Origin of the sequence: Paenibacillus sp. FSL R5-0914 (genome assembly GCF_038004525.1) — a bacterium.
GTDB lineage: Bacteria > Bacillota > Bacilli > Paenibacillales > Paenibacillaceae > Paenibacillus_AQ.
Map to the genome: position 1 here is coordinate 652692 of NZ_JBBORH010000001.1, position 23239 is coordinate 675930.

General features: G+C 42.4%; 17 protein-coding genes, 1 tRNA gene and 1 pseudogene. 6 read left to right on the forward strand and 13 right to left on the reverse strand.

The window, feature by feature from the left end; all coding sequences use genetic code 11:
• Positions 1-139: 139 nt before the first annotated feature.
• The 3 genes from MKX60_RS02730 (at position 140) to MKX60_RS02740 (ending at position 3815) form a co-directional block, all read left to right on the forward strand.
• Positions 140-880 (forward strand): response regulator transcription factor, encoded by a 741-nt coding sequence (locus MKX60_RS02730; protein WP_339244313.1) that lies wholly within the window; start codon positions 140-142, stop codon positions 878-880.
• The gene (locus MKX60_RS02735) at positions 858-2225 is read left to right on the forward strand and encodes a sensor histidine kinase (RefSeq protein WP_076299950.1); all 1368 of its coding nucleotides are present in this window, start codon (positions 858-860) and stop codon (positions 2223-2225) included. The genes MKX60_RS02730 and MKX60_RS02735 overlap by 23 nt, the downstream gene beginning before the upstream one ends.
• A 249-nt stretch (positions 2226-2474) precedes the next feature.
• On the forward strand, positions 2475-3815 hold the full coding sequence (locus MKX60_RS02740; RefSeq protein WP_341059039.1) for an FAD-dependent oxidoreductase: 1341 nt from the start codon (positions 2475-2477) through the stop codon (positions 3813-3815).
• A 54-nt stretch (positions 3816-3869) separates the two neighbouring features.
• Here the strand turns inward: MKX60_RS02740 and MKX60_RS02745 are convergent, their stop codons facing one another.
• The 4 genes from MKX60_RS02745 to MKX60_RS02760 all read right to left on the reverse strand — a co-directional run bounded on the left by MKX60_RS02745 (position 3870) and on the right by MKX60_RS02760 (position 10579).
• The gene (locus MKX60_RS02745) at positions 3870-5264 is read right to left on the reverse strand and encodes an MATE family efflux transporter (protein WP_341059040.1); all 1395 of its coding nucleotides are present in this window, start codon (positions 5262-5264) and stop codon (positions 3870-3872) included.
• A gap of 120 nt (positions 5265-5384) precedes the next feature.
• Positions 5385-5468, reverse strand: a tRNA-Leu gene (locus tag MKX60_RS02750).
• Between the two features lie 138 nt (positions 5469-5606).
• On the reverse strand, positions 5607-9938 hold the full coding sequence (locus tag MKX60_RS02755) for a bifunctional 2',3'-cyclic-nucleotide 2'-phosphodiesterase/3'-nucleotidase (protein WP_149646341.1): 4332 nt from the start codon (positions 9936-9938) through the stop codon (positions 5607-5609).
• A 263-nt stretch (positions 9939-10201) separates the two neighbouring features.
• Positions 10202-10579 (reverse strand): hypothetical protein, encoded by a 378-nt coding sequence (locus tag MKX60_RS02760; protein WP_339244305.1) that lies wholly within the window; start codon positions 10577-10579, stop codon positions 10202-10204.
• Between the two features lie 227 nt (positions 10580-10806).
• Here MKX60_RS02760 and MKX60_RS02765 point away from each other — a divergent pair, with 227 nt between their 5' ends.
• A complete protein-coding gene (locus MKX60_RS02765) occupies positions 10807-11226 on the forward strand; it encodes a hypothetical protein (RefSeq protein ID WP_076286675.1) in 420 nt (139 codons plus the stop codon).
• Positions 11227-11262: 36 nt separating this feature from the next.
• Here the strand turns inward: MKX60_RS02765 and MKX60_RS02770 are convergent, their stop codons facing one another.
• From MKX60_RS02770 to MKX60_RS02805, 8 genes and pseudogenes are all read right to left on the reverse strand, one after another.
• Positions 11263-12177 (reverse strand): polysaccharide deacetylase family protein, encoded by a 915-nt coding sequence (locus MKX60_RS02770; RefSeq protein WP_341059041.1) that lies wholly within the window; start codon positions 12175-12177, stop codon positions 11263-11265.
• Positions 12149-13471: an MFS transporter gene (locus MKX60_RS02775; RefSeq protein WP_341059042.1), complete on the reverse strand. Its 1323-nt coding sequence runs from the start codon at positions 13469-13471 to the stop codon at positions 12149-12151. Before MKX60_RS02775 ends, MKX60_RS02770 begins: the two co-directional genes overlap by 29 nt.
• A gap of 189 nt (positions 13472-13660) precedes the next feature.
• A complete protein-coding gene (dcuC, locus tag MKX60_RS02780; RefSeq protein WP_076286678.1) occupies positions 13661-15076 on the reverse strand; it encodes a C4-dicarboxylate transporter DcuC in 1416 nt (471 codons plus the stop codon).
• Positions 15077-15109: 33 nt separating this feature from the next.
• A complete protein-coding gene (gene rihC / locus MKX60_RS02785; RefSeq protein WP_076299953.1) occupies positions 15110-16030 on the reverse strand; it encodes a ribonucleoside hydrolase RihC in 921 nt (306 codons plus the stop codon).
• Position 16031: 1 nt separating this feature from the next.
• Positions 16032-16478: a GNAT family N-acetyltransferase gene (locus MKX60_RS02790; RefSeq protein WP_076286680.1), complete on the reverse strand. Its 447-nt coding sequence runs from the start codon at positions 16476-16478 to the stop codon at positions 16032-16034.
• Between the two features lie 51 nt (positions 16479-16529).
• The gene (locus MKX60_RS02795) at positions 16530-16886 is read right to left on the reverse strand and encodes a PfkB family carbohydrate kinase (protein ID WP_341059043.1); all 357 of its coding nucleotides are present in this window, start codon (positions 16884-16886) and stop codon (positions 16530-16532) included.
• 87 nt (positions 16887-16973) lie between these two features.
• Positions 16974-19350: pseudogene (locus tag MKX60_RS02800) on the reverse strand (phosphoketolase family protein).
• 237 nt (positions 19351-19587) lie between these two features.
• Positions 19588-19776, reverse strand: coding sequence for a hypothetical protein (locus tag MKX60_RS02805; RefSeq protein WP_042184077.1), 189 nt, complete (start codon positions 19774-19776; stop codon positions 19588-19590).
• 234 nt (positions 19777-20010) lie between these two features.
• Here MKX60_RS02805 and guaD point away from each other — a divergent pair, with 234 nt between their 5' ends.
• Positions 20011-21375 (forward strand): guanine deaminase, encoded by a 1365-nt coding sequence (gene guaD, locus MKX60_RS02810; RefSeq protein WP_341059044.1) that lies wholly within the window; start codon positions 20011-20013, stop codon positions 21373-21375.
• A gap of 38 nt (positions 21376-21413) precedes the next feature.
• Positions 21414-22766, forward strand: a complete 1353-nt coding sequence (locus tag MKX60_RS02815) for a uracil-xanthine permease family protein (protein ID WP_076286682.1) — start codon at positions 21414-21416, stop codon at positions 22764-22766.
• A 52-nt stretch (positions 22767-22818) separates the two neighbouring features.
• Here the strand turns inward: MKX60_RS02815 and MKX60_RS02820 are convergent, their stop codons facing one another.
• Positions 22819-23160, reverse strand: coding sequence for a nitrous oxide-stimulated promoter family protein (locus MKX60_RS02820; RefSeq protein ID WP_042184071.1), 342 nt, complete (start codon positions 23158-23160; stop codon positions 22819-22821).
• Positions 23161-23239: the final 79 nt, after the last annotated feature.

Consider the following 23239-nt stretch of genomic DNA (forward strand, 5'->3'; position numbering starts at 1 on the left):
GATTTGAATGATCTTACAAGTCCAAGCTTACAAAATGGGTGTGGCATAACATTGGTTAATTTGTGGAAAAACGATGGCAGACCCCTATACCCACCTATGGATTGATATAATTGTAGAAGAATACTCTGGAGGTAACGAAATGAATACCAACTATCTCATTGCCGTAGTAGACGATGATCAGCATATACGTAATCTTGTAGAAGCCTATTTACAAAAAGAAAATTACCGCACGATCGGCCTTGGCAGCGCTGAGGAAGCATGGACCTTATGGCAGACAAGCCCACCCGATATGTGGGTGCTCGACGTAATGTTGCCTGGCATGGACGGGTACGAGTTTTGTCGGCGGATTCGCAATGAAGCCGAGGTACCGATTATTATGATCTCTGCAAGAGATAATGAAGTGGATAAAATATTAGGCTTAGAGCTTGGTAGTGATGATTATCTGGTCAAGCCATTTAGCCCCCGGGAGCTAGTTGCTCGCATTAAACGCCAGTTACAACGCTGGTATAAAATGAGTAATCCCGTGGAACCCGCAATTAGTACCCCACACCCATCGACGCAAATTGAAGTTAGCCACCTACAGTTATTATTGGAGGAAAGACGTGTGTTCTGGCACGGAAATGAGATTGAACTCACCAGCAAAGAATTCACCCTTCTAAAAGTTTTTGCAGCTTCTCCAAACCGCGCATTTACAAGAGATGAGCTGTTAACCTATGTTTGGGGAGATGACTATTTCGGGAGCGACCGCGCCGTGGACCATTTAATTAAACGAATGCGGAAAAAACTAGACCTGCTGCCGATTGAAGCCGTTTGGGGACATGGTTATCGTATGCGTATTGAGGAGGGAATGGAGATCAATGAAGCTAGCACATCAGATTAATATAGCCTTTAGCATCGTATTGGTACTGCTCCTGTCTATTACCGCTGTCGTGATCCACTTTGTACTGCTCAATCATTTTGTCGGTACACAAAAGGCAGAATTGCGAACCATTAGCTCTGCCATGTCAGCCACTATGATTGAGGGGAGCACGTACAAGGGCGACATGGGGACTGAACTCCATGCGTTACCCGTGATCATGCCTTCTACTGTTGGTACTGCAGGCGTCGAGGCCATTCTTAGCGATGAGACAGGAAAAGTATTGTCCACCTCATCGAATATGAGTTCAATCGCGGTAAACTCCAATACGCAGTTTGTCGCAGGTCAAACCTCGGATCTCCAGAACATATGGAATGGAACAGATGCAAGATATATAACGGAAGTGAAGTCCACCCCGATAGGCACGCTAACTCTGCTTACACCTATGAGCGCAGTTACAACAATTGAACAAGCTCTGCTCAAAAGACTTCTAATCGTTTTCGGTGCAGCAGGGGCATTCATGCTCCTATTTGGCCTGTTTATCACGAAAAAGCTAATCCAACCTCTAATGAAGCTGCAGCAAGAGCTGAAAAAGGTAAAGGAACGCCACTTTTCAGCCGTTAAGCTAATCAAAGCTGGCGGAGAGATTGGCGCTGTCGCTAAGTCGGTATATGACATGGCTGGCGAATTGAATCGTTTTAACCACGTACAGAAGCAATTTTTCCAGAATGCCTCACACGAATTAAAGACCCCACTAATGTCTATCTCTGGGTATGCTGAAGGGATTAAGGATGGTATCTTCGAGGGGGAAGGGATCGATAAAGGTCTGGATATTATTATGAGTGAGAGTAGTCGTCTGAAGAAACTCGTTACTGAAATGACCCTGCTTGCGAAGCTGGATAGTGAGGAGGATATATTTAGAACTAGCGAGCTTTCTCTGGACGATTTAGTCGTAGAAACAATTGAACGCATGAACCCCCTTTTGATGAAAAAGGGACTGACCCTACATGTATCCTACGATGACTGTGAGCCACTTACGATCCGGGCCGATAGAGATAAGCTATTGCAGGCGCTGCTTAATGTAGTTTCCAATGCAACTCGTTATGCCAACCAGCATATCTACATTCATGCTTCGGTTAAAGATGATCAGGTTCTGCTCTCCGTTAGTGATGATGGCCCTGGCATATCAGAAGACCTGCTTCCATACCTGTTCCACCGATTTGTAAAAGGAAAAGATGGCGAATCAGGGCTAGGACTAGCCATATCCCGCGCGATCGTTGAGCGCTCCGGAGGTCTGATTTCGGCAGGGAACCGTAAGGATGGCGGTGCAGTGATCACCATGGGATTCCCTACACTCTCCCCTACCTAGACAGTTTTATGTCGAGCGAACACCAAAAAGCGATCCTCCTAAGCACCTCGAACTCAGTTCTTTCATTGTTAAAGAAGGCGCCAAGGTAGCTATATTGACCATCAAGAGATTTCCTTTAGAGGAGATCTCTTTTTCGTCTTCAAATCTCTTTATCGTTCGTTTAATGGCCTTCGGATTTAGGGTAATAATAAAGCAACATGCTATTTAATGCATAATTTAAAACATCCTGTGTGACCCGGAGGTATTAAAATGAACAAGTTCGACGCTATTATTATTGGTTTCGGTAAAGGCGGAAAGACCCTTGCCACAGAACTAGCTAATCGAAAATGGAAAGTAGCCGTGATTGAACGCTCTAAGAAAATGTACGGTGGAACTTGCATTAACATCGCCTGTATCCCTACGAAATCCTTAGCTTATCAAGCCCATCAAGGGGAAGATTATATAGAAGCGGTCCATAATAAGAATCAGCTTATTTCAAGTCTACGCCAAAAAAATTACGATAATCTAAATCAGAACGAGAATATAGAAGTTATCAATGGTGAAGCTTCCTTCTTATCGGATCACGAAGTCCAAGTAAAGGATGCCGGTGAGACGAAAATCTTAACCGCAGATAAAATCTTCATTAATACGGGCGCTGAAACCATCATTCCTACTATTGATGGGATACAAAATAGTAAGTTCGTATATACCAGCACATCCATTATGGATCTTAAGGAGCTCCCAACTAAACTAGCCATCATTGGTGGTGGTTATATTGGATTGGAATTCGCGTCGATCTACAGTCAATTCGGCGCACAGGTTACGGTGCTGGAGAGTTCCTCGAAATTCATTCCTAAAGAAGACCGCGATGTCGCGGACGCCGTCCTCCAAACCTTTACCAAGAAGAACATTGAGGTCAAACTGAATGCAAAGGTTATAGGACTGAAGGATGTTAAAGATGGAACAGTTATCTCCTTTTCGATAGATGGTGCTATTCAAGAATTGAAAGTCGATGCTGTTCTGGTTGCGACAGGTAGAAAACCAAACATTGAGGGATTAAATTTAGAAGCAGCCGGTGTAGAAGTTACAGATCGGGGTGCTATTAAGGTGAGCCCTTCCCTAAAAACCACCGTTCCCCATATATGGGCCCTCGGAGATGTCAAAGGCGGATTACAGTTTACCTACATCTCATTAGATGATTATAGAATTGTAAGAAATGATCTCTTCGGCGATCATTCCCATACCACAAATGACCGTGACGTTGTTCCATACAGTGTATTTATTGATCCCCCACTATCCAGAGTAGGAATAAGTGAAGAAGCAGCCGTCGAACAAGGACTTGAAATTAAAGTCGCTAAGTTGCCTGCAGCAGCTATTCCACGTGCTCGCTTAATTAACGAAACCGAGGGCTTCCTAAAAGCAATTGTGGATGCAAAAACCAATAAAATCCTCGGAGCTACAATGTTCTGTGCGGAATCCAGCGAAGTGATTAATATCGTGAGCATGGCAATACAAACAGGGCAAGATTTTACCTTTTTGAGAGATCATATCTTTACTCACCCTACAATGAGTGAAGCTTTGAATGATTTGTTCTCACAGATCAAAGAATAATACTACAGGCATGGCAATCAAAAAGACACCCACACGGGGTGTCTTTTACCTTTACTATATAACACGATGCTGAACCCACTTCTTACCCATGAAACGCCGTAGAAATATGAATCCTCTTATTCCCCACTCACAGTTCATAGCTAACCAAACCCCAAGCAGACCGAAATCGAGAACAATACCTAAGATGTATCCGAGTACTACACGGAACAACCACATACTTAACATAGACACAATGGATGTAAACTTGGAATCACCCGCCGCTCTAAGCGCTGACGGTGTTATGAAGCTAACAGACCACAGCGGTATTTGTACAATTGTATTGATAAGTACAATTATGAAAATATCCCTCACAATCTCTGCAGGTGGATGGAACATCGACACTAGCGGATGGAAGAAAGGCATAACTAACAATCCCATCACCACAAAGGAAAGGGAAGATGCTACGAGAAACGATTTAATAAATTTCCGGGCATCCTTAACATTATTGCTTCCCATACATTGTCCGACCACTGTAATAATCGTTAAAGACAGCGCATTGCCCGGAATTTGCATAATCCCCGCAAAGGAAGAGGCGATAGCGTTTGTAGCAAGCGCGTAAGTACCGAGACTGACGATAAAGACTTGCGTCAGAATCTTACCACCATTAAAGAACATCTGCTCCGCCGCAAACGGCATACCGATGAACATTATTTTTTTGAGCATGGAGAATTGAACCACCAGTAAGTCACGAATTCGAATATGCAGTTCATTGTCCATCCGGAACAGATAATACAGAGCGCATATCGCGCCCAAATATCGAGCTATATTTATAGAAATGGTCATTCCTAGAACACCCATATGCAAAAGGTTAATAAATACGAGATTCAAGAGGACGTAAACTAAATTCATAATGAGCGATAGCGCAAGCGAGGCTCTCGTCCTTCCGATTCCCCGAAGAGCACCACACACTGCCTCTACCACAGCTATTCCAAGATAGGAGATACAGCTCCCAATCAAATAGATTCGGGCGTTGTGCATTACCTCGGGTGAAGCTGCTCCAAATAGTAAGTTCAACAGCGGATTATGAAAAAGAATACCAAACATACCAATAACAAAAGCCATAAGGGAAACCGATGAAGTGGCGCCTGCGGTAGCTTTTGATACCATAAGACTATTACCGCTTCCTTTATACTGCGCTACGACAACCGTACCACCTGTTGATACCGCGATAAACACACTAATGAGAAAAAGATTAAGAGAATCAATCATGTTCACCGCACTGATAGCCGCCACACCAGACGAACTGATCATAGCCGTATTCACTAGATTTAGCCCCACTATAAAGGCTTGATCTACCAGAATAGGGATAAATAAAGCAATCATATGGCGATAATCTAACGATTCTCCTGAAAAATATTTTTCAAGAAACCGCACACTTCGCTTCGTATTGACATTTACATTAGGTTCCATCTTCGCTTCACTTCTTTTACATTAGAGTTATCCAGATCTGAAATATCCTTATAAATAGAAAAAGGCTCTTCAGGTTGAAGAGCAATTCAAAAGTACAGCTAATTTATAAGCACTTAGGTATGCGGTCGAGAGGACTCGAACCTCCACGGGGATTAACCCACACGGACCTGAACCGTGCGCGTCTGCCAATTCCGCCACGACCGCACAAAATATAAAAGAATCATGCAGTGCAGAACTAAATTATCATATATTAGCGCAAAGGGCAATACCTAATGCAAAAAGAAAAAGTGTACCGAGTCCCTATTAGGGATCATCGATACACTTTTTAGAAGAACTATCGGATTATGAAGCTTGTTCAAGCATACGGTAGATAATGACTGCCGCTTGAGCGCGATTAGCTATGCCCTTAGGTGCAAATTTGCCACCCTCAACACCATTAACAATTCCCAATTGGGTCAGTTGTGCTATAGCGTCCTGTGCGTAAGGAGCAATACTGGACTTGTCTGCAAACTTGCCCAGCGCTGCATTCTTATCAATCGGCTGTAGCTTATCTTTCAATGCATTAGCAATCATAATAGCCATTTCTTCACGAGTCACTTCACGACCCGGTTCAAATTTACCATTTCCAGAGCCTTGTACAAGTCCGGCCTTCACCGCAAGGGCGATAGAATCCGTGTACCAAACTCCTTGCTTAACATCGCTGAATGAACTGGTTGTTGCCGAGCCCGTCAGATTCAGTGCGCGTACCAGCATTGTAATAAATTCTGCTCTAGTCACTGTTTTGGTTGGTGCAAAAGTATTTGCATCCAATCCTTTTATAATGCCCTTAGCAGCCAATGCTTGAATAGCTTCTTGCGCCCAGACTACCTTACCCAGATCTTTGAAGCTTGCTGCTGGGGCAGTAGTTGGTGCTGGTGTTGCTGTTGGTGCTGGTGTTGCTGTTGGTTTCACGGTTGGAGTAGGTGTTGGAGTTACAACATTAGAACCACCATCGCCACTGCCCGATCCCGTATCAGCCTTCTCTTTGTTCGTAATACGACCTTCAATGGCTGCCTTGATCTCTTTGCGATCAAACGTCTTCACAATGTAATCGTAGAATACATCCAAATCAATCGGACCAGCCAATGAATTCTTACCTTCAGTCAGAACCTTGTAGTTATCCCCACCAGCAGCCATAAAGTTATTCACGACTGCCGTATATTCCTGCTTAGGATTAATTGGTGTTCCGTTAGTCAGCGTAAGATTGGCTACGCGATCCTCTACTGGAAGATACATATTCGCTGTATATTTCAGTCCAGAAATTTGCAATGTTTTGATATCTGGTGATTTGTCAGCTTTCACGCCCCATTGCTGCTGAAGCAACGTTTTGATCTGATCTCCAGTTAGTGTCAGCTTCACAAGTGTGTTGCCGAACGGCTGAACTTTAGCCAAATCGCCAAAGGTTACATCACCCTTCGGAAGATCCGCACGGATACCACCCGGATTCATAAAGGCAAAATCAGCAGCCTTTGCGCCATCACCAAAATCAGCAGTACGCATAGAATCAGCAATTAGGTTACCGAGGGCAGCTTCTTTGGTATAAGCATCCGTACGAGTTACGGTTCCATCAGTTGTACCCACTGGTTGGGTAAGCTCAGGATGCTTCTCAAGGTAAGCATTTACCAGTGCCACACTTTCCGGATCTGGTGTTACACCGTCATGGAAGGTGGAAGTTACCACAGCAGACTTACTCTTCACATCTCCTGTTTTATGGTCAATGACCAATTTGATATCTTCAAATGCTGTACCGTAAGAGTACGCCTGTACAATCAACTTGCCGTTTACCGTTCCGTTTGCCAGTGCATGGTTATCACCAGCAACGATAACGTCAACAGGGGAGTTCGCAGGGAGCGCATTGGCCAGATCAGCCGCTTCGCCTGTAGTTACTCCATCTTTAGTAGAGGCTGGATCATGTGCAAGCACGATGATTGTTTCTACGCCCTTCTCTTGCAGCTCTTTGGCATATCTCTCAACAGCCGCTACTTCTTTATCAGCCGAGAGGAACTGTACCCCAACTGTACCGGAAGGTGCAACTTTACTTGGTGTAGATTTGGTTACAAGACCTATAAACCCGATCTTCACACCACCGACTTCTTTGATTACATAAGGATTGATAATGGGTTCGCCGTTTTTGGCATACACTGCATTAGCATTCACATAATCAAAATCAGATCCAGCATGGATAATTTTTTTGTTCTTTGGATCAGCACCACCATAAAGCTGTGTCATTAGCGCATCAACACCTTGGTCGAACTCATGGTTACCCAAGGAACCTACATCAAATTTCATCATATTCATCCAAGCATGAGTCGGCTCATCGCGCTCAAGCGAGGATACAGGTGCCGATGCTCCTACGGAGTCACCGTTATGGAAGAGCAAGGAGTTCTCGTACTTTGCACGAGCCTGTTTCAAGTAAGTCGCGAGGTAAGCTGCTGTGCCTACAGACTTATTGCTCACTGTAGAAACTGTGTCTAGTTGACCATGGAAGTCATTGATTCCAATAAGGTGAACTTCAACATCTGCAGTTGGCGCAGGAGTTTTCACACTTAGATCCAGTTCGAAAATTCCGAAGCCTTTATCATTTTGCTGACCCATATCGTATATGTTCGCCGGAAGTACACTTGCTGCTTTAGGCGTTGTAGTGAACGTTACTTTCACACTACCCTTAATAGGTGCCAAGGACCAGTTGCCATCAGCAGTAGGATCAATCGTTCCAGCTTCACTGATATAGTCCATCAAGACCTGACGATTCTCATCTTGAGAGTCCACTACCAACTCTGAGCCTTTAACGCCCGGGAAGTTACCACCACCGCTTGCACGGTAATTGTTAGTGACAACAATGAAATCCTGATCAAGATCTAAAGGCTGATCATTGTAAGTCACTTCCGTCACACGACTCGATGAAGCATCATTAATGGAGCCATCCGGATTGTACTTCGCGTTTTTCGTTACATCAATTTTATATTGGACCCCATCAATCACATCAAAATTAAAGACTTGGAATTCCGGATTCAACAGAGACTGCGGAGTCGAGATTCCAAGTTTGATGCGGTTAAATGCACCCGCGCTCATTTCCAACCACTCTTTAACAACAGAACCCTTAACCTTGATCGCTTTGAGCGTGTTATCGTATAGATAGAGGTCGCTTGCGCTACGGATAGTCAAGTTGCCTTCATCAATACTAGTGTATTCTTCTGGGCCGTTACGTCCTGCTTTAAATGGAGCGCCGACACTCAGAATCGGTAGGTCCTTATATTGAGGAACATTGACATCAATATACTTCTGAACATACCACTTCTGTGCATACGTTACGAGCTGAACCGTAGGATCATCCTGAACCATTGCAAAATAACTGTTCATTGGAGCCGTTGTCACACCCAGCTTCTGTTCAGTATAAACAATAGTAGCGTTATGCGCTGCCGCAGCAGCATCATCTACAGCTGGATCAGGTTCGACCGTTGGATAATTCACTTTATTCTCTGTCTTATAGATAGAACGAGTTGAAGCTTTTGAGCTCTTCTTATCTACTTCCCAGCCTTTATCACCGTATACAATATCCAGATCAATTAGACCTAAATAAGCACCGCCGTAGCCAGCTTGTACAGCAGGCGTACCATTAATGTGACCATTCACATTATCGATCACAGCCTTATCGTTATCGTAAGGCTTTTTAGTGTCCGGATCTTTGAACAAAGCATCCAGTGTGCTGTCATTTCCCGTTGGGAATACCTTATGGGTATGTGAGAATGTGATCGCATCGATACCCGGAACCTTACTCAAGGCGTTAATGTCATTCTCAGAACCATCACCTATAACAGCATTAATATCAAAGCCAGTATGAGCCATAGCGACAATGACATCTGCTCCTTCAGCTTTCATTTCTGGAATAAACTCCGCAGCCGTTGCGGCAATATCTTTAACGGTGACTTCGTTCTCCAGATTAACCTTATCCCATTCCATGATCTGTGGAGTAACCAGGCCGATCAGTCCAACTTGAATCGTTTGTTCTGTACCATTACTGTCTTTTATTGTTTTAGGTATGATAACAAAAGGATCAAAGGCATTCGTGCCATCCATTTTATATATGTTCGCATTCACATAATCAAAATTTGCACCGGTAGTTGACTTCTTCTTGCCATCGCTACCATTTATAGTACGATCTAAAAATTGCAAACCATAATTGAATTCATGATTGCCAAAAGTCGCAGCATCATATTTCATAACATTCATAGCCGCAATCATCGGATGAATCTCATTCGGATCTTTCAGTTCTGATTTCTTCGCCACGTACGTACCCAGCGGGGTTCCTTGAATCAAGTCCCCATTGTCAAGCAGGAGGTTGTTGGGTTTTTCGGCTCTCGCTTGTTTCACCAGACTTGCTGTGCGGTCAAGACCGACGGTTACAGATGGTGCACCCTTAAAATAATCCCAACCATACACATTAGTGTGCACATCCGTTGTGCTCATCAAACGGAGCTCAACCTTGGCTCCAGAAGCAGGTGTAGCAGGTGCAGCAGCTACTTTGTCCGGACTCCAAACCGTACCCAAAACGACTCCACCTAGTACCTGTGCTGAAAGCACTGCAGTTGCTAGTACAGAAGCGAGAGGCTTGTTCCATCGTGTCTTCCATCCCATAAAGATTTATTCCCCCTAGTATTTTTTACATAATTTCGGTGATATTATATCACACAAACATGACGAAAAAGTATAGGATTGTAAAATTAATATAAATTCGTGTCAAATATATTAACGTGTGAAGAAAGACCTAGGTCACATTTTTATTTTATTAGATCAAGAGTCTCTAGACATACAAAAAAACACACCTTATAGAGATGTGTCCCAGGAAAGCGCATACATAAAATCAAAACACGTCGAATCTTTATCTGATAATAACTCTCTCAAGACCCACTCATGATGGCAGTAAACCCAAAACAAATTGCCGTGATTAAAGACAAAGGTGTCATCACAAGTCTTTCTTTTTTACTCTTCGATAATATGTTCATTACGGTATTGAGAATTAGATAGACTGTAAAAAAGTAACATACGCCTCTATCAAAAGGTAATCCAATAGAAATCACGTTGCCTGCCTGCAACAAGTACAAGATTGCAATCAGTTGTATAACAACTGAGATCGCACACGCAATCCTCATCTGTAAGGGCATGATTCTATGTTTGCCACCCATTGCAAATTCACCATAAGGTAATCCTAAAGACAGTAATATGTAAAGAATCGCCGCTCCCGCAAAAGTAATACTCCCAATCCATGCAGATAACATCCTACCACCCCCTTCACTAATTGTTATTCGAATCTTATAAGCGGAAGAACACCTTTATAAATGCAATGGGCTTTCACGAGAGATACTTGGAAATCGATATTTATGTATAACGTCGTTTTCTCATCCATTTTTTGGACTTTCTTTTCATATTAATGATGAACCAGCACAAGCAACACCAGAATATCTGAGTAATATATAATTAAATAGACCAATGAGGTGATCCACAAATGTCAAACAGAGCAAAAATTCGCAAGCGAGCTGAACAGCTCAAGGGTAGACCTGTATGCGTTACGCTTCATGATGGACGTACGTATGTAGGATGGATAACTGGCCTCGATAAGGATGGATTGACCCTCTCCAAACCACGTAAAAATAAAAATAAAAACAAAAAATCAAAAAAACACTCTTCTTCCCGCTCCCGGAAAGCGAACGTATCAGGACTCATGCCATTATTCGGCTCACTTTTCGGAATGGGAGGAGGGGCTGCTGGCGCTACCGAGGCTGCAAGTTCAGGCGCTTCAGGATTCGGTAGAATTATGGGCTTCGTAGGGATGATCCAAAGAACAATGCCGGTTGTGAAAATGGGCTACAATATGATTAAATCTATTTCCCCATTCTTGAATGGACTAAAGGGTTTAATGGGATAGTCAAAAGACACCCCTCAAGGTGTCTTTTATTTTCTCTCATGAACTTATCAGTTTCTTCAAAAGTCTCCCCGCAGATTTTACCCGTGGGCGCTTTAAATGCTCCTGTACATAGCGATAGTCCGTCAATTCAACACTAGCATCACGAATCGCATAGGTAAAATCATCATCAAAGGGTAGACGGTATTCCCAGACTCGCTTCTCCCAATGTGGTATATTTGCAAGCATCCACGGATCGTCGATTCCGGGATGAATATAGGTTTCACTAACACCATCAGGTAGCGAATACATCTTGGCGATAATGGATTGTTTGAAACGATCGTACGTCTCACCCTCTTCCACACCAAAAGGATGCGACAACAAGTAATCAGGAATCGGGACTCCAAGTGTATCGGCCAGCCCGGATCCAAGTGCAACTGGACGTTCAATATTTTTCAGCGATCCCAGAAGAGGATCTTCTGGATGGATGTATCGGAAAAATCGTGACGGCAATCCCCAGCGCGAAATTCTCCACAACGTCTGCGGAAGCAAGCTGCGTCCCGTTTCCATACCATATAAACTTCCCATATGGTTGTCTACATGACTAATCACTATTCCGAATTGTTTCACTCTCTCATACTGCGCAACAATCTCCTTCAGCACAGCTTTTGTCTGTGCCCCCTGCTCAAACTCTTTTACCGTCTTATATTGATGCCCGCCATCATCATGTAGTGAAGAGTCCCCCGTCAGGCTGCTCCAGCGTAAAGCCTCAAACTCACTAGTCATCGTCAAATGAAGGCCCACATTTCGTTGCTGCCTACGGCTACACCATCTAGCCGCCTCCTCGAATCCAGGGGCCACCGCCATTATCGTCGCTGAAGATACTTTTCCCTCTTCTAATAGATGCATTATCGCCTGATTCATGGCAGGGCTTTGCCCAAAATCATCACAATTGATGATTAATCTTTTGCTCATAGTCAGCATCACCTCTCAATTGCCCCGTAAATGTAAACTTAATAGTAAAAGATATGATAACAGATATGGCTAGTAGACATAACGGCACTACACTTATTAAATACCGGAACGTTGCTTCTGGATCAGACCCTGGGTCATCGCCACCCTTATAACCAAAGATCATTCCTACTATAAAAAAGGCCAACGCCGAGATTAATCCGCTTGAACGAGTGATGAATCCGCTTACCGCAGTATAGATACCTTCTCTTCTCAGACCGGTCTTCTCTGCATCCTCATCGATAATTTTGCCACCTACGATTGCCGGGGTTACTAGAAATCCTGCTAGTCCGAAACCAACAACAATGCCAGCGGCCACACCACTTACAAGATCATAACCGAACCATAGCGGAATGACAGATAAAGCATATAGGATAAGCGATAGCCGCCATGCCTTGACCCCATCCATCTTACGAATAATCCAATACCACACGAACACTAATGGAATGACCGAGACAAAGACAGCCGCGAGCATAATAGATACCTGTGCTTCTGAAATATGTAGAACATATTTTGCATAAAAGGGAATCATCGAGCTTACAAGTCCATTAACCGTTTGGGCAAAAGAGTTCGAAATATTAAACACCCAGAACTTCTTATTCCGAATCGTTTCCCGAAAAGCCGGGATGAGCTTCAACGGTTCAGTCTTAGTGGTCTCTTTCTTCTCTTGGACATTCATCATACATAAAAACATAAACACGCCGAAGACACAGGCATACACAATAGCCATATTAGAGAAGTTAATTGCTGCGAAAAGTTTTGGCGTTAGAGCCGTACCGATTAACAGAGCAACCACTTGATACCCTTGCTGAATCACCGAGGCTTTTGCCCGAATACGATCTCCACGGAAGAGCTCCGGAAGCAGTGCGCCATAGTTCACCCACAAGACCGTAGCGACAGCCTCATAGAAAATAAGTGTCACTAGAAACCAAGTGAAGAGTCCATTTTCAGATAATCCGCCGGGTGGAGAGAACACCAGCACAAACGCCAGCATAAATAGCGGAATCGAGCCGAACACCCAGGGTCTACGCCGACCATAGCGGGTATTTGTGCGGTCTGACCAGTATCCAAACAACGGATTATTCACCGCATCCCAGATCAGAAAGATTATTCTGGCCAGTGTAGCAAGTCCTATGCCCAAGCCCAATTTCTCCACATAAAAATAACTATAAAAAGAACTAAAAGCCTGACTGGGAACCATCATCGCAAACATCCCTAAAGCAAAGGTGTACGGCGAGTTCATCCATTTATGCTTCACTCACATACCTCCCATATGGTAATCGTCTAATTGTAATATATTACCACAATCTCTGGGAGTGTAGGGATAAAAGGTCTAAGAAATAGCGAAAGGGGATGTCCTAATAGCCATGAACATTGGCTATGGAATATCCCCTTCTGAATACTTAATGGAGCCAGAACAACAGCTATGCTACGCCGGATATCCTAGTTATAAAAATACGATCATGGACAGGATGAACATAAAGACTACACCCACAAGCATTGGCACAGATGTGCGTTTTACAATCTCAATCGGATTCTTCTTAACGGAGCCAGCAACAATAAGAACAACGGCCGCGACTGGAGAAACTGCTCTAAACAGGTTACCTGCAAGACCCATTGGCACTGTAACTGCAATCGGGTTAATACCCGCAGCGTTAGCAAGAGGAACCAATAAAGGAATCATCGAATAGAAGAGCGCCGTACCGCTACCGCTCAAAATAACGATTAGAGCAGTCAAGGCAACGAGAATGAGTGGAAGAATAAATCCAAGGCTGGAACCGTGAATACCAGTCATCGCTGTTTCCAAGGATTCAATAAGTCCAATTGATTTCAATCCAGTAACGAATACAGAAGCCGCAACCAGCAGAACAACAATTGGAACCGCGCTGCCCATGCCTTTAAAGAAATGCTCTGTACCATCTAACACTTGCTTTGCATTCCTTTTACGGATTAATTCACAAACAATCGCAATAGCGAAAGATAATAAGGCAACTACCTCAACGCTTATATTAATAGTCATACTAGATGCAGATTGAAGTATAAATACTACGATCAAGAACAGGATAGGAAGCACTGGCAACAAAGCGTAAACCGTTGTAAACAGCTTTCCACCTTCCACTAGCTTAACATCCTTTAGTTCAACTTCTGCGTGTTCTGTGTCGACGCCCATCTTTTTATCCATACGTTTTTGCCAGAAATAATGTACAACAGCCATTACTAATAATGTAGGGATGGAGACTAACGCGTGGTAACGGAATACATAATCTGTTACGGTCAAACCTGCATACTCAGCATATTGTGCTAATTCAGTTGCAATTGCCACGTTATCCCCGCCCATTGGCGTTGGTACGATGGTCGCAGATGTAGCAATAATCGCAGCTGCGGATAACGTTGACATTCCAGCTTTTTTCAACACAGGGAATAATGTTGCAAGTAAGATTATAGCCAGGTTTGAGGCACTAGGTATTACAAGAGACAACAAATTTCCTAGCAAAAAGACTACTGGCACAAGAATATATACCGATTTAATTTTACCTAGTGGTTTCGTTAATACATTGACGGTCACATCATTCGCATTAATATAGGACATGTATGCTGTATATCCACCAAGAATAAGAATGATAAAACCAGCAGATGTGAGTGACGATTTAAACTGGTCCGCTATGGCTACCAATGGATCTAACCATACAGCACCCGAAGATTCAAACCCTTTAGCACTTATTCCATTACCCATTAGTATTCCAATGAACATTAGAACAATACCAATGAAGAATAGTGTAATCTTAATATCCATCTGCTTTATTAACATATATACAATAATAACAATCGCCAGAATCGCAGAGCCGTACATGATTATGTCCATCGCGCTGTCCCCCATTTAGTTGGTGTTAGTTCGTTAGTTGCACTTTCTCAAGCTATCTAATAGCCATTCTCGAAATAATTGCTGATCGATATCAAGACACACTTTGGCATTATTAGGTCTACCTAAATATCCTTTCAAATCAACGATTGTAGTTCCTGCTGTCATACTGCCGTTCAGTTCGATATCCACGTGAGTCTCAACCGTTTCAAACATTTCTGGTTTTAACAAATAGGCAATGGCACAGCTATCATACATTTTTAACCCGGTCTTCATGCTGCCGCCACGGTACCGCTGAAAGAGGCTGTGAATCATTTTCCCAACATCGTTCATGTTTTCTAATTGGGCAGAGTCTTCTGGTAATACAAGCGCTTTCCATCCAACGTCTAAACCAGCCATAACAATCGGAAGTCCACTATCAAACACAATTTTTGCAGCTTCCGGATCCACATGAATATTAAATTCAGACATTACCCCCATATTTCCTCTGGAGGCTGATCCCCCCATTAGAACGATATCTTGAATGTTATTTTTTACCTCGGGATAAATTTTCAACAATAATGCAATATTCGTAAGCGGTCCAATCGGAACAAGCGTAATCGGGGTTGTACTTTCTTTAATCACCTTATACATGGCATTAACTGCATTCTCTTCAAGCAAAAGATCATTTGTAGGTTCTTCAAAATCAAAACCTTCCATTCCGCTAACACCATGCACATTACTCGCATCTTGAGGTGTTCTAATCAGCGGGGCAGCCGCACCCATGGCAACGGGAACTTCCTTTTTAAAATATTTCAGCAGCTTTAATGCATTGTTTGTTACTTTGTCTACGCCCACATTCCCTGCTACAGTTGTGATTAGCTTGACATCAAGTTCTTCACTATACAAAGCAATAGCTATAGCTACTGCGTCATCAATCCCAGGATCTGTATCAATTATAATTGGTCTTTTTAACATATTATTTATCCTCCATCGGGTTATCAATTTTATATGATTTATCTACAAATTTAACCATTCCGTGGCCAAAATCCTGATTAGGACGTTGAATAAATCCGAATTTCTCGTAGAATTTCTCTGTATTCGGCGTAGCCATTAAACCTATATATGCGTTCTCGCACGCTTTTTCCTGAATGTAATTCATTAAGGAATGCATAATAGTATAACCAATTGATTGCTTCTGGTATTCAGGATCAACTACTACATCCTTTATGAAGAACACAATTCTATCGTCACCGACAATTCGACCAATACCAATTGGTTTATGATCATCGAATATAACAACTGAAAATAGCGTCTTCTCTAAGGCCTGTGCGACATCTTCTAATGAATATTCTTGAAAATCTACTTTTCGGCGAAGCTCAGCATACATCTGTGGTGTTAATGCGTTTGGTTCTTTTCTTAGCATTAAAGAATCGCCTCCTAGTATACCCTCAGCCCATGAATTGTTTCAGCTCTTTTAATAAAGGCATCCCTCCTTGAGCACCGACCCTGCACCCATGGTATCTACTGTTTGAACCTCTGGCGCTTTGATGAAAATATTTTCTCCATTTTTGTAATAAATAATTCCATCATTTCCGTTTGTGACAATTAGCTTTTCTTTGTACTTTTCGCGAAAACCAAGGGACTTCATAAGCATTTCTGCTTCTTGCTCGTTTGGAGAAATAATGACGGATGAGACTCCTGTTGAGGTATGTGGAACCGGTTCCACATTCTTAAAAAAAATATGATTCCTCTTTAAGATGCGACAAGTATATGTGATTTTATGATTGTCCAAATCTAGGTAACCGGTTACATATATCATATGAAATCGCATTCATTCTGTCAAAGGTAAAAATTATCATAAAAAGTAAAAGACACCCTAAGATGTCTTTTACTTCACTACACCCGTTACACCATGTTTTTATTTCAGTGGCTTCCACACCCAGTTCTCTATTTCTGGTAAATCATTTCCCTCTTCACGAATGTATTGATGATGTTTCTTAAGGATCGCATCCATTTCATCCAAGATGGTCTTATGTTCATCCGCATCAGACAAGCTGAGAATAGTCTCCTTCGTCAGGTCAAAGCGATCCATCTGATTCAATACACGCATATCGAATGGAGTTGTAATGTCCCCATTCTCACGGTATCCATGTACATGCAGGTTATGGTTATGACGCTCAAAGAAAAAGTCTCTAATCAGACCTTCATAACCGTGGAAAGCGAAGATAACAGGTTTGTCTTTTGTAAAAAACTGATCAAACTCTTCGTCAGATAAGCCACGAGGATCCTGTTTTCGACTTCTTAGTTTTAATAAGTCCACCACGTTGATATATCGAATCTTAAGTTCAGGCAGTTTCTCATGCAGTATGGAGATTGCTGCCAAGCTTTCAATTGTTGGTTCTGTACCTGCAGAAGCAATGACAACATCCGGCTCTCCACCTTGATCGGTGCTTGCCCAATCAATAATCTTCAGGCCTTTTCCAACCAATTCTTGTGCTTCGTCAGCACTAAACCACTGTAGTCGCGGTTGTTTGGACGTAACGATTAGGTTTATTTTTTGACGGTCGTTTAAGACAGTATCAAAGACAGCCAGCAAGGAGTTCGCATCCGCAGGTAAATACTCACGGATAAATTCAGACTTCTTGTCAGCTAAGTGACCTAATATCCCTGGATCTTGGTGAGTGTAACCATTGTGGTCTTGTTGGAATACGGTTGAAGTTGCCACTTAAGGATGGGATATCTGCACGCCAGCTTTGATCCTTTGCCTTACGCAGCCATTTGAAATGTTGAGTAATCATAGAATCGACTACACGCAAGAAAGCTTCATAACTTGCAAAGAAACCATGACGGCCAGTCAACACATACCCTTCAAGAAAACCCTCTGCCTGATGCTCGGACAATTGAGAATCGATAACACGTCCATAAGATGAGAGAAATTCATCATTTGGTTCCTTAATTTGATCCAGCCATTGCCGTTTGGTTACTTCAAAGATAGGTCCCAGACGATTAGACATCGTTTCATCCGGTCCGAAAATTCTGAAATTGCGATTTCCTTCGTTAAGAGTAATAACTTCCTTCAGGTATTTACCCAGAACAGACATATCTTGTGCAATAACTTGACCTGGTACGGAATTATCAAGCGCAAAGTTGCGGTAATCTGGCAAATGCAGGTCTTTAATCAGGTTGCCGGCGTTAGTTACAGGATTCATTGCCATACGGCTGTCTCCTGAAGGCAGGATCTCGGCAATTTCAGCTTTCAAACGGCCATTGTCGTCGAATAACTCTTCCGGTCTATAGCTGTTCAGCCACTCCAGCAACGCTGGCGCGTATTTCATATTTTTTTGGTCAACCGGAATTGGCACCTGATGGGCACGGAACGAATTATTAATGGGCACACCTTCCCATTGCTCTGGACCTGTCCAACCCTTAGGAGAGCGGAAGACCAGCATTGGCCAGACCGGACGAGTAAGATCATTGTTCTCACGCGCATTTTTTTGAATCTCTTCAATTCTTTCGACGATAGTATCGAGCACCTTGGCCATTTCTGGATGCATTAGATCAGGATCTTCACCTTCAATAAAGAATGGTTGCCACCCCATACCTTTAAAGTAGGCGGTAATTTCTTCTTTCGATTGACGAGATAAGATCGTTGGGTTACTGATTTTGAATCCATTCAAGTGCAAGATCGGCAGGACCGCACCATCGGTAACTGGGTTGATGAATCTGTTGGAGAACCATGAAGTAGCTAGTGGTCCAGTTTCAGCCTCGCCATCGCCAATCACAACAGCCGATATCAAATCAGGATTATCCAGTATGGCACCGACACCATGAGAAAGAGAATAACCTAATTCTCCGCCCTCATGAATAGAGCCAGGTGTTTCAGGAGCGGCATGTGAAGCAATCCCACCTGGGAATGAGAATTGTTTGAACAATTTCTTCATACCTGTGATATCTTGCGTAATTTCAGGATAAATTTCCGTGTAACTACCATCCAGATAGGAATTTGAAACCATAACCTGACCACCGTGACCAGGACCTTCAATATAGAACATGTTCAAATCATATTTAGTAATTACACGATTCAAATGGGCATAAATAAAGTTTTGGCCAGGAATAGTGCCCCAGTGTCCGATGGGCTTAATCTTTAAATCTGCACCCTTCATTGGCTCCTTTAACAACGGGTTATCTTTTAAATACAGTTGACCTACGGAAACATAGTTCGTAGCACGCCAATAGGCATTGAGTTTTTCTAAATAAACTTTTGATGAGTAATCACATTCCATGGATAATACCATTTTTCCACTCCCAAAATTTTATTTTTTTGCTTTTACTTTGCCGTATTTTAAATATCATAAAAAATATAGAGACACTTTTTTCGATAAGGTTATGCTTGATCGCTTAACTCTATTTTGTACAAAACAAAAAAAATAAGACCGAGAAAAATTCCCCAGTCTTACTCTTAGTCACCGATATCTATAATGGAATTAGGGCATAATTTCAACCGGATAAATCGGATTCTAGAAATCTGTTCGTTATTTTCGACGGCGAATGTTCATGCGATTATACATCACTAAACCGGCGATGACCATCCCCAGCGTACCTATACTACTCGCTACTTCAGTCTGCATACCAAACAAAATACATACGTTAGTCACCAGGCTTCTCGTAAGCAACGCGACAATAATTAGCATGATCGGACGCCAAAAGTTATATCTTCTCATTTCAGTAACACTCCTAACCCATTTTTCTTAAGCGCTTAACCTAATTTGTCTATATGTATTATAGCATAAGTAAGTAACCGCATACATTTTACGTAATCCTAACAATTATGATCTAATCAGGGCATAATTCAGCCCCCACCCTCCTTCTTCGTTCGACTTTAGGTATAGACTTATCATTTTTTACGGATTATAATAACAAAAGAACACCAAAAGACGAACATTAAGGCGGAAATCATGACTGAATATATGCAAATATTCCTAGGCACTTCATTTTCAAGCAATTCACCAAAGGAAATTCAAATTTTAAAAGACCATCTCTACTGCATTAATACAGATGGAATGATAGAAAAGATCGTTTCACCAGAAGAACCCGACTATCAAACTTTACTAGCTACTTATCAAGGCCAAGACAACTTCCATCGATTAGCTGAAGGTCAGTATTTTTTGCCTGGCTTTATCGACTTGCATGTTCACGCCCCGCAGTGGGCTCAATCTGGAACTGCATTAGATATTCCACTCTATGATTGGTTAAATACGTACACCTTCCCACTGGAGTCTAAGTTTTCGGACCTGAATTTTGCTAAAAAGGTCTACTCTGATGTGGTTGATACTTTACTTGCGAACGGAACTACTACAGCCCTTTATTTTGCAACGGTGCATAAAGAAGCCAGTTTACTATTAGCCCAAATATGTGCGGATAAAGGGCAACGCGGACTCGTTGGAAAAGTGGTAATGGACGACCCTCAAGGAAATCCAGAATACTATCGCGACACTGACACCGACACCGCACTTAAAGATACAGAAGAATTTATACTAGCGGTAAAAGAACTAGCCAAATCTACTAAGCAAGGCGTTTATCCAGTAGTGACACCTAGGTTCATTCCTAGCTGTACAAATGAGGCTTTGCAAGGTTTAGGAGACTTAGCCGCCAAATATGATACTCATATTCAATCGCACTGTAGTGAAAGTGATTGGGCACATGGTTATGTACAAGAACGATTCCAGAAGAACGATGCTTTTGCCTTGCATGATTTCGGTCTGCTCCGTGATAAATCTGTAATGGCGCATTGTAATTTTTTAGAAGAAGACGATGTAGAGTTATTTGCAGAGACAGGAACGGCTATTGCGCATTGTCCGATATCAAACGCTTATTTTGCCAATAGTGTCATCCCTATCGCTCATTTCCACTCCAAAGGTGTAGAGATTGGTTTAGGGTCTGATATTTCTGGAGGTTTTTCACCTAGTCTCTTCGATAACATAAGACAAGCTGTAATGTCTTCAAGAATGCTAGAGGATGGCGTTAATCCTTCCCTTCCTGCACAAGAGCGTGGATTATTAGGATCACGGATTAAGATTGATGAAGCTTTCTATCTTGCTACTGCTGGCGGTGGTAAAAGTTTAAGCTTACCTATCGGTCGGATACTAGAAGGCTATACATGGGATGTTCAAATTATTGATACGAAATTACCATCGGCTAGATTGCCTATTTTTGATGGGAATGAAGATTTAGAGGACGTGTTTCAAAAGATGATGTATTTAGCTCGACCTGAGAATATCCGTGAAGTCTGGGTACAGGGTGAAAAGGTTCATTCACGTTAAGGATCGATAAAACTAGAAAATATAAGGTGGGCATCTGAGTGGAAACACAAGCAAACGTACAAGATCAAGCGCCATTGAAGTCACAACTATTAACCGTTCTACCTGATGAAAAAGTTTCCTTCGGTAAATCCATCATCCTAGGCTTTCAACATGTATTGGCAATGGACGTTTATGTAGTTCCTTTCCTGATTGCAATGTTAATCGGCTTACAACCGAATCAGTCAAGCGCGTTGATTCAATCTACCTTTATTGCTGCTGGACTTGCAACGATTGTGCAGACTTATTTCTGTATGAAGCTTCCTATCGCGCAAGGTCCATCTTATGTTCCGCTTGGTGCGATCGTCAGTATTTATGCCGCTAGTGGCGGCGGGGAGCTGGGTTGGAGTTCCGTATTAGGTGCCAGCTTAATCGGTGCGGTTCTAGTTATTATTTTGGGCTATGTCGGGATCTTTAATAAAATCGTTAAGAACTTTATCCCACCCATTGTAGGTGGTACGATCATATTCATAGTTGGTCTTTCTTTATTACCTGTTGCTATAAGAGACAATATCTATGGAGCTTCAGGCGCTTCAATCAATCAGAACGTTTTGTTAGCCCTTATTTCAGCAGGTACACTCCTTTTATTCGTGATTCTCGGTTCTATGTTCCGTAATAAAGGATCGATCTTCCGAATTATTTCCGTCATGATGGCGTTAGTAGTTGGATGTATCTCTGCTAACATGATGGGTGTGTTAGATTTCTCAGCGATTAGCAAAGCGAACTGGTTTAGCATGCCTCGTATCGCTTTTGTAGATTTCGGATTCTCGTTCAACTTTTCGGCTATTATCACCATGGTTATTATTTATCTCGTACTGCTAGCTGAAACAACAGGTACCTGGTTTGCTGTCAGCAACGTAATCAATAAACCTTTAACAGACGAACATATTAATAAAGGGGTTATCGGTGAGGGGATTGGCTGTCTTATTGCTTCTGCACTCGGTTCAACACCTGTAACAGGCTATTCTACCAATGCGGGCATTATCTCCATCACAGGTGTTGCCTCCCGCCGGGTTTTCCTCGCAGTAGGAGGATGGTTTGTCCTCTTCGGTTGTTCTGGTAAATTAGCTGCTCTGATCTCTTCCATTCCATCCGCTGTAATCGGCGGCGTCTTCGCTATCGTCTGCGGGATCATTGCAATTAATGGTGTACAGGTGATGAAGAACGTAACGATTGGCGAGAAAGAAATGTATATTATCGCAATACCGATGATTATCACGTTAGCTTTGGTACTCATTCCTGGCGACTACTTGCATTCCTTACCTTCATTCGTGCAATATTTATTGGGCTCACCTATCCTAGCGGCTTCATTGGCAGCGATCTTATTGAATAAACTACTGCCAAGTGGAAAATAGAACGTAAAATGCTAGATCTTAAAACGGGCATCAAATGATGTCCGTTTTTTACTTATTTCCTCAGCTTATTGGGTAATGGAATATGCCTAATTGACTCAATGGGATGATACAGTAACATCCATGGACCTGAAAAACGCATAACCCCTTTTATTCTTTGACGATACTCCGGTTTATAACAATGAATAGGGCATTTAGCACAAGCCGTTTTCACTTCCCCGAACTTACAATAAGCTAACCTCTTCAGAGCATAATCGTTTAGATCCTGACATTCGTTGCAAAGCCCCTTATGGTGATGTTTTTTCTTACAATATATACGAATCATTTTCGTGACAATATCTTGTTCTTTTTGAATTTTAGGACCTTCATTTAACTTTCGGTTCACCTTTATTGTCATTTATGAGCCCCCTTGTAACTTGTACAATAAGATCTCATCTAATTATAGAGGAAAAGCAGTCCTTCTTTTTTTACATTTC

What these genes read in the sequence shown, in the direction of transcription:
- MKX60_RS02765 (WP_076286675.1), top strand. Translation starts at nt 10,807, where the DNA reads ATGTCAAACAGAGCAAAAATTCGCAAGCGAGCTGAACAGCTCAAGGGT.
- MKX60_RS02755 (WP_149646341.1), bottom strand. Translation starts at nt 9,938, where the DNA reads ATGGGATGGAAGACACGATGGAACAAGCCTCTCGCTTCTGTACTAGCA.
- MKX60_RS02820 (WP_042184071.1), bottom strand. Translation starts at nt 23,160, where the DNA reads ATGACAATAAAGGTGAACCGAAAGTTAAATGAAGGTCCTAAAATTCAA.
- MKX60_RS02740 (WP_341059039.1), top strand. Translation starts at nt 2,475, where the DNA reads ATGAACAAGTTCGACGCTATTATTATTGGTTTCGGTAAAGGCGGAAAG.
- MKX60_RS02770 (WP_341059041.1), bottom strand. Translation starts at nt 12,177, where the DNA reads ATGAGCAAAAGATTAATCATCAATTGTGATGATTTTGGGCAAAGCCCT.
- MKX60_RS02735 (WP_076299950.1), top strand. Translation starts at nt 858, where the DNA reads ATGAAGCTAGCACATCAGATTAATATAGCCTTTAGCATCGTATTGGTA.
- MKX60_RS02745 (WP_341059040.1), bottom strand. Translation starts at nt 5,264, where the DNA reads ATGGAACCTAATGTAAATGTCAATACGAAGCGAAGTGTGCGGTTTCTT.
- dcuC (WP_076286678.1), bottom strand. Translation starts at nt 15,076, where the DNA reads ATGGACATAATCATGTACGGCTCTGCGATTCTGGCGATTGTTATTATT.
- rihC (WP_076299953.1), bottom strand. Translation starts at nt 16,030, where the DNA reads ATGTTAAAAAGACCAATTATAATTGATACAGATCCTGGGATTGATGAC.
- guaD (WP_341059044.1), top strand. Translation starts at nt 20,011, where the DNA reads ATGACTGAATATATGCAAATATTCCTAGGCACTTCATTTTCAAGCAAT.
- MKX60_RS02795 (WP_341059043.1), bottom strand. Translation starts at nt 16,886, where the DNA reads ATGCGATTTCATATGATATATGTAACCGGTTACCTAGATTTGGACAAT.
- MKX60_RS02790 (WP_076286680.1), bottom strand. Translation starts at nt 16,478, where the DNA reads ATGCTAAGAAAAGAACCAAACGCATTAACACCACAGATGTATGCTGAG.
- MKX60_RS02730 (WP_339244313.1), top strand. Translation starts at nt 140, where the DNA reads ATGAATACCAACTATCTCATTGCCGTAGTAGACGATGATCAGCATATA.
- MKX60_RS02760 (WP_339244305.1), bottom strand. Translation starts at nt 10,579, where the DNA reads ATGTTATCTGCATGGATTGGGAGTATTACTTTTGCGGGAGCGGCGATT.
- MKX60_RS02805 (WP_042184077.1), bottom strand. Translation starts at nt 19,776, where the DNA reads ATGAGAAGATATAACTTTTGGCGTCCGATCATGCTAATTATTGTCGCG.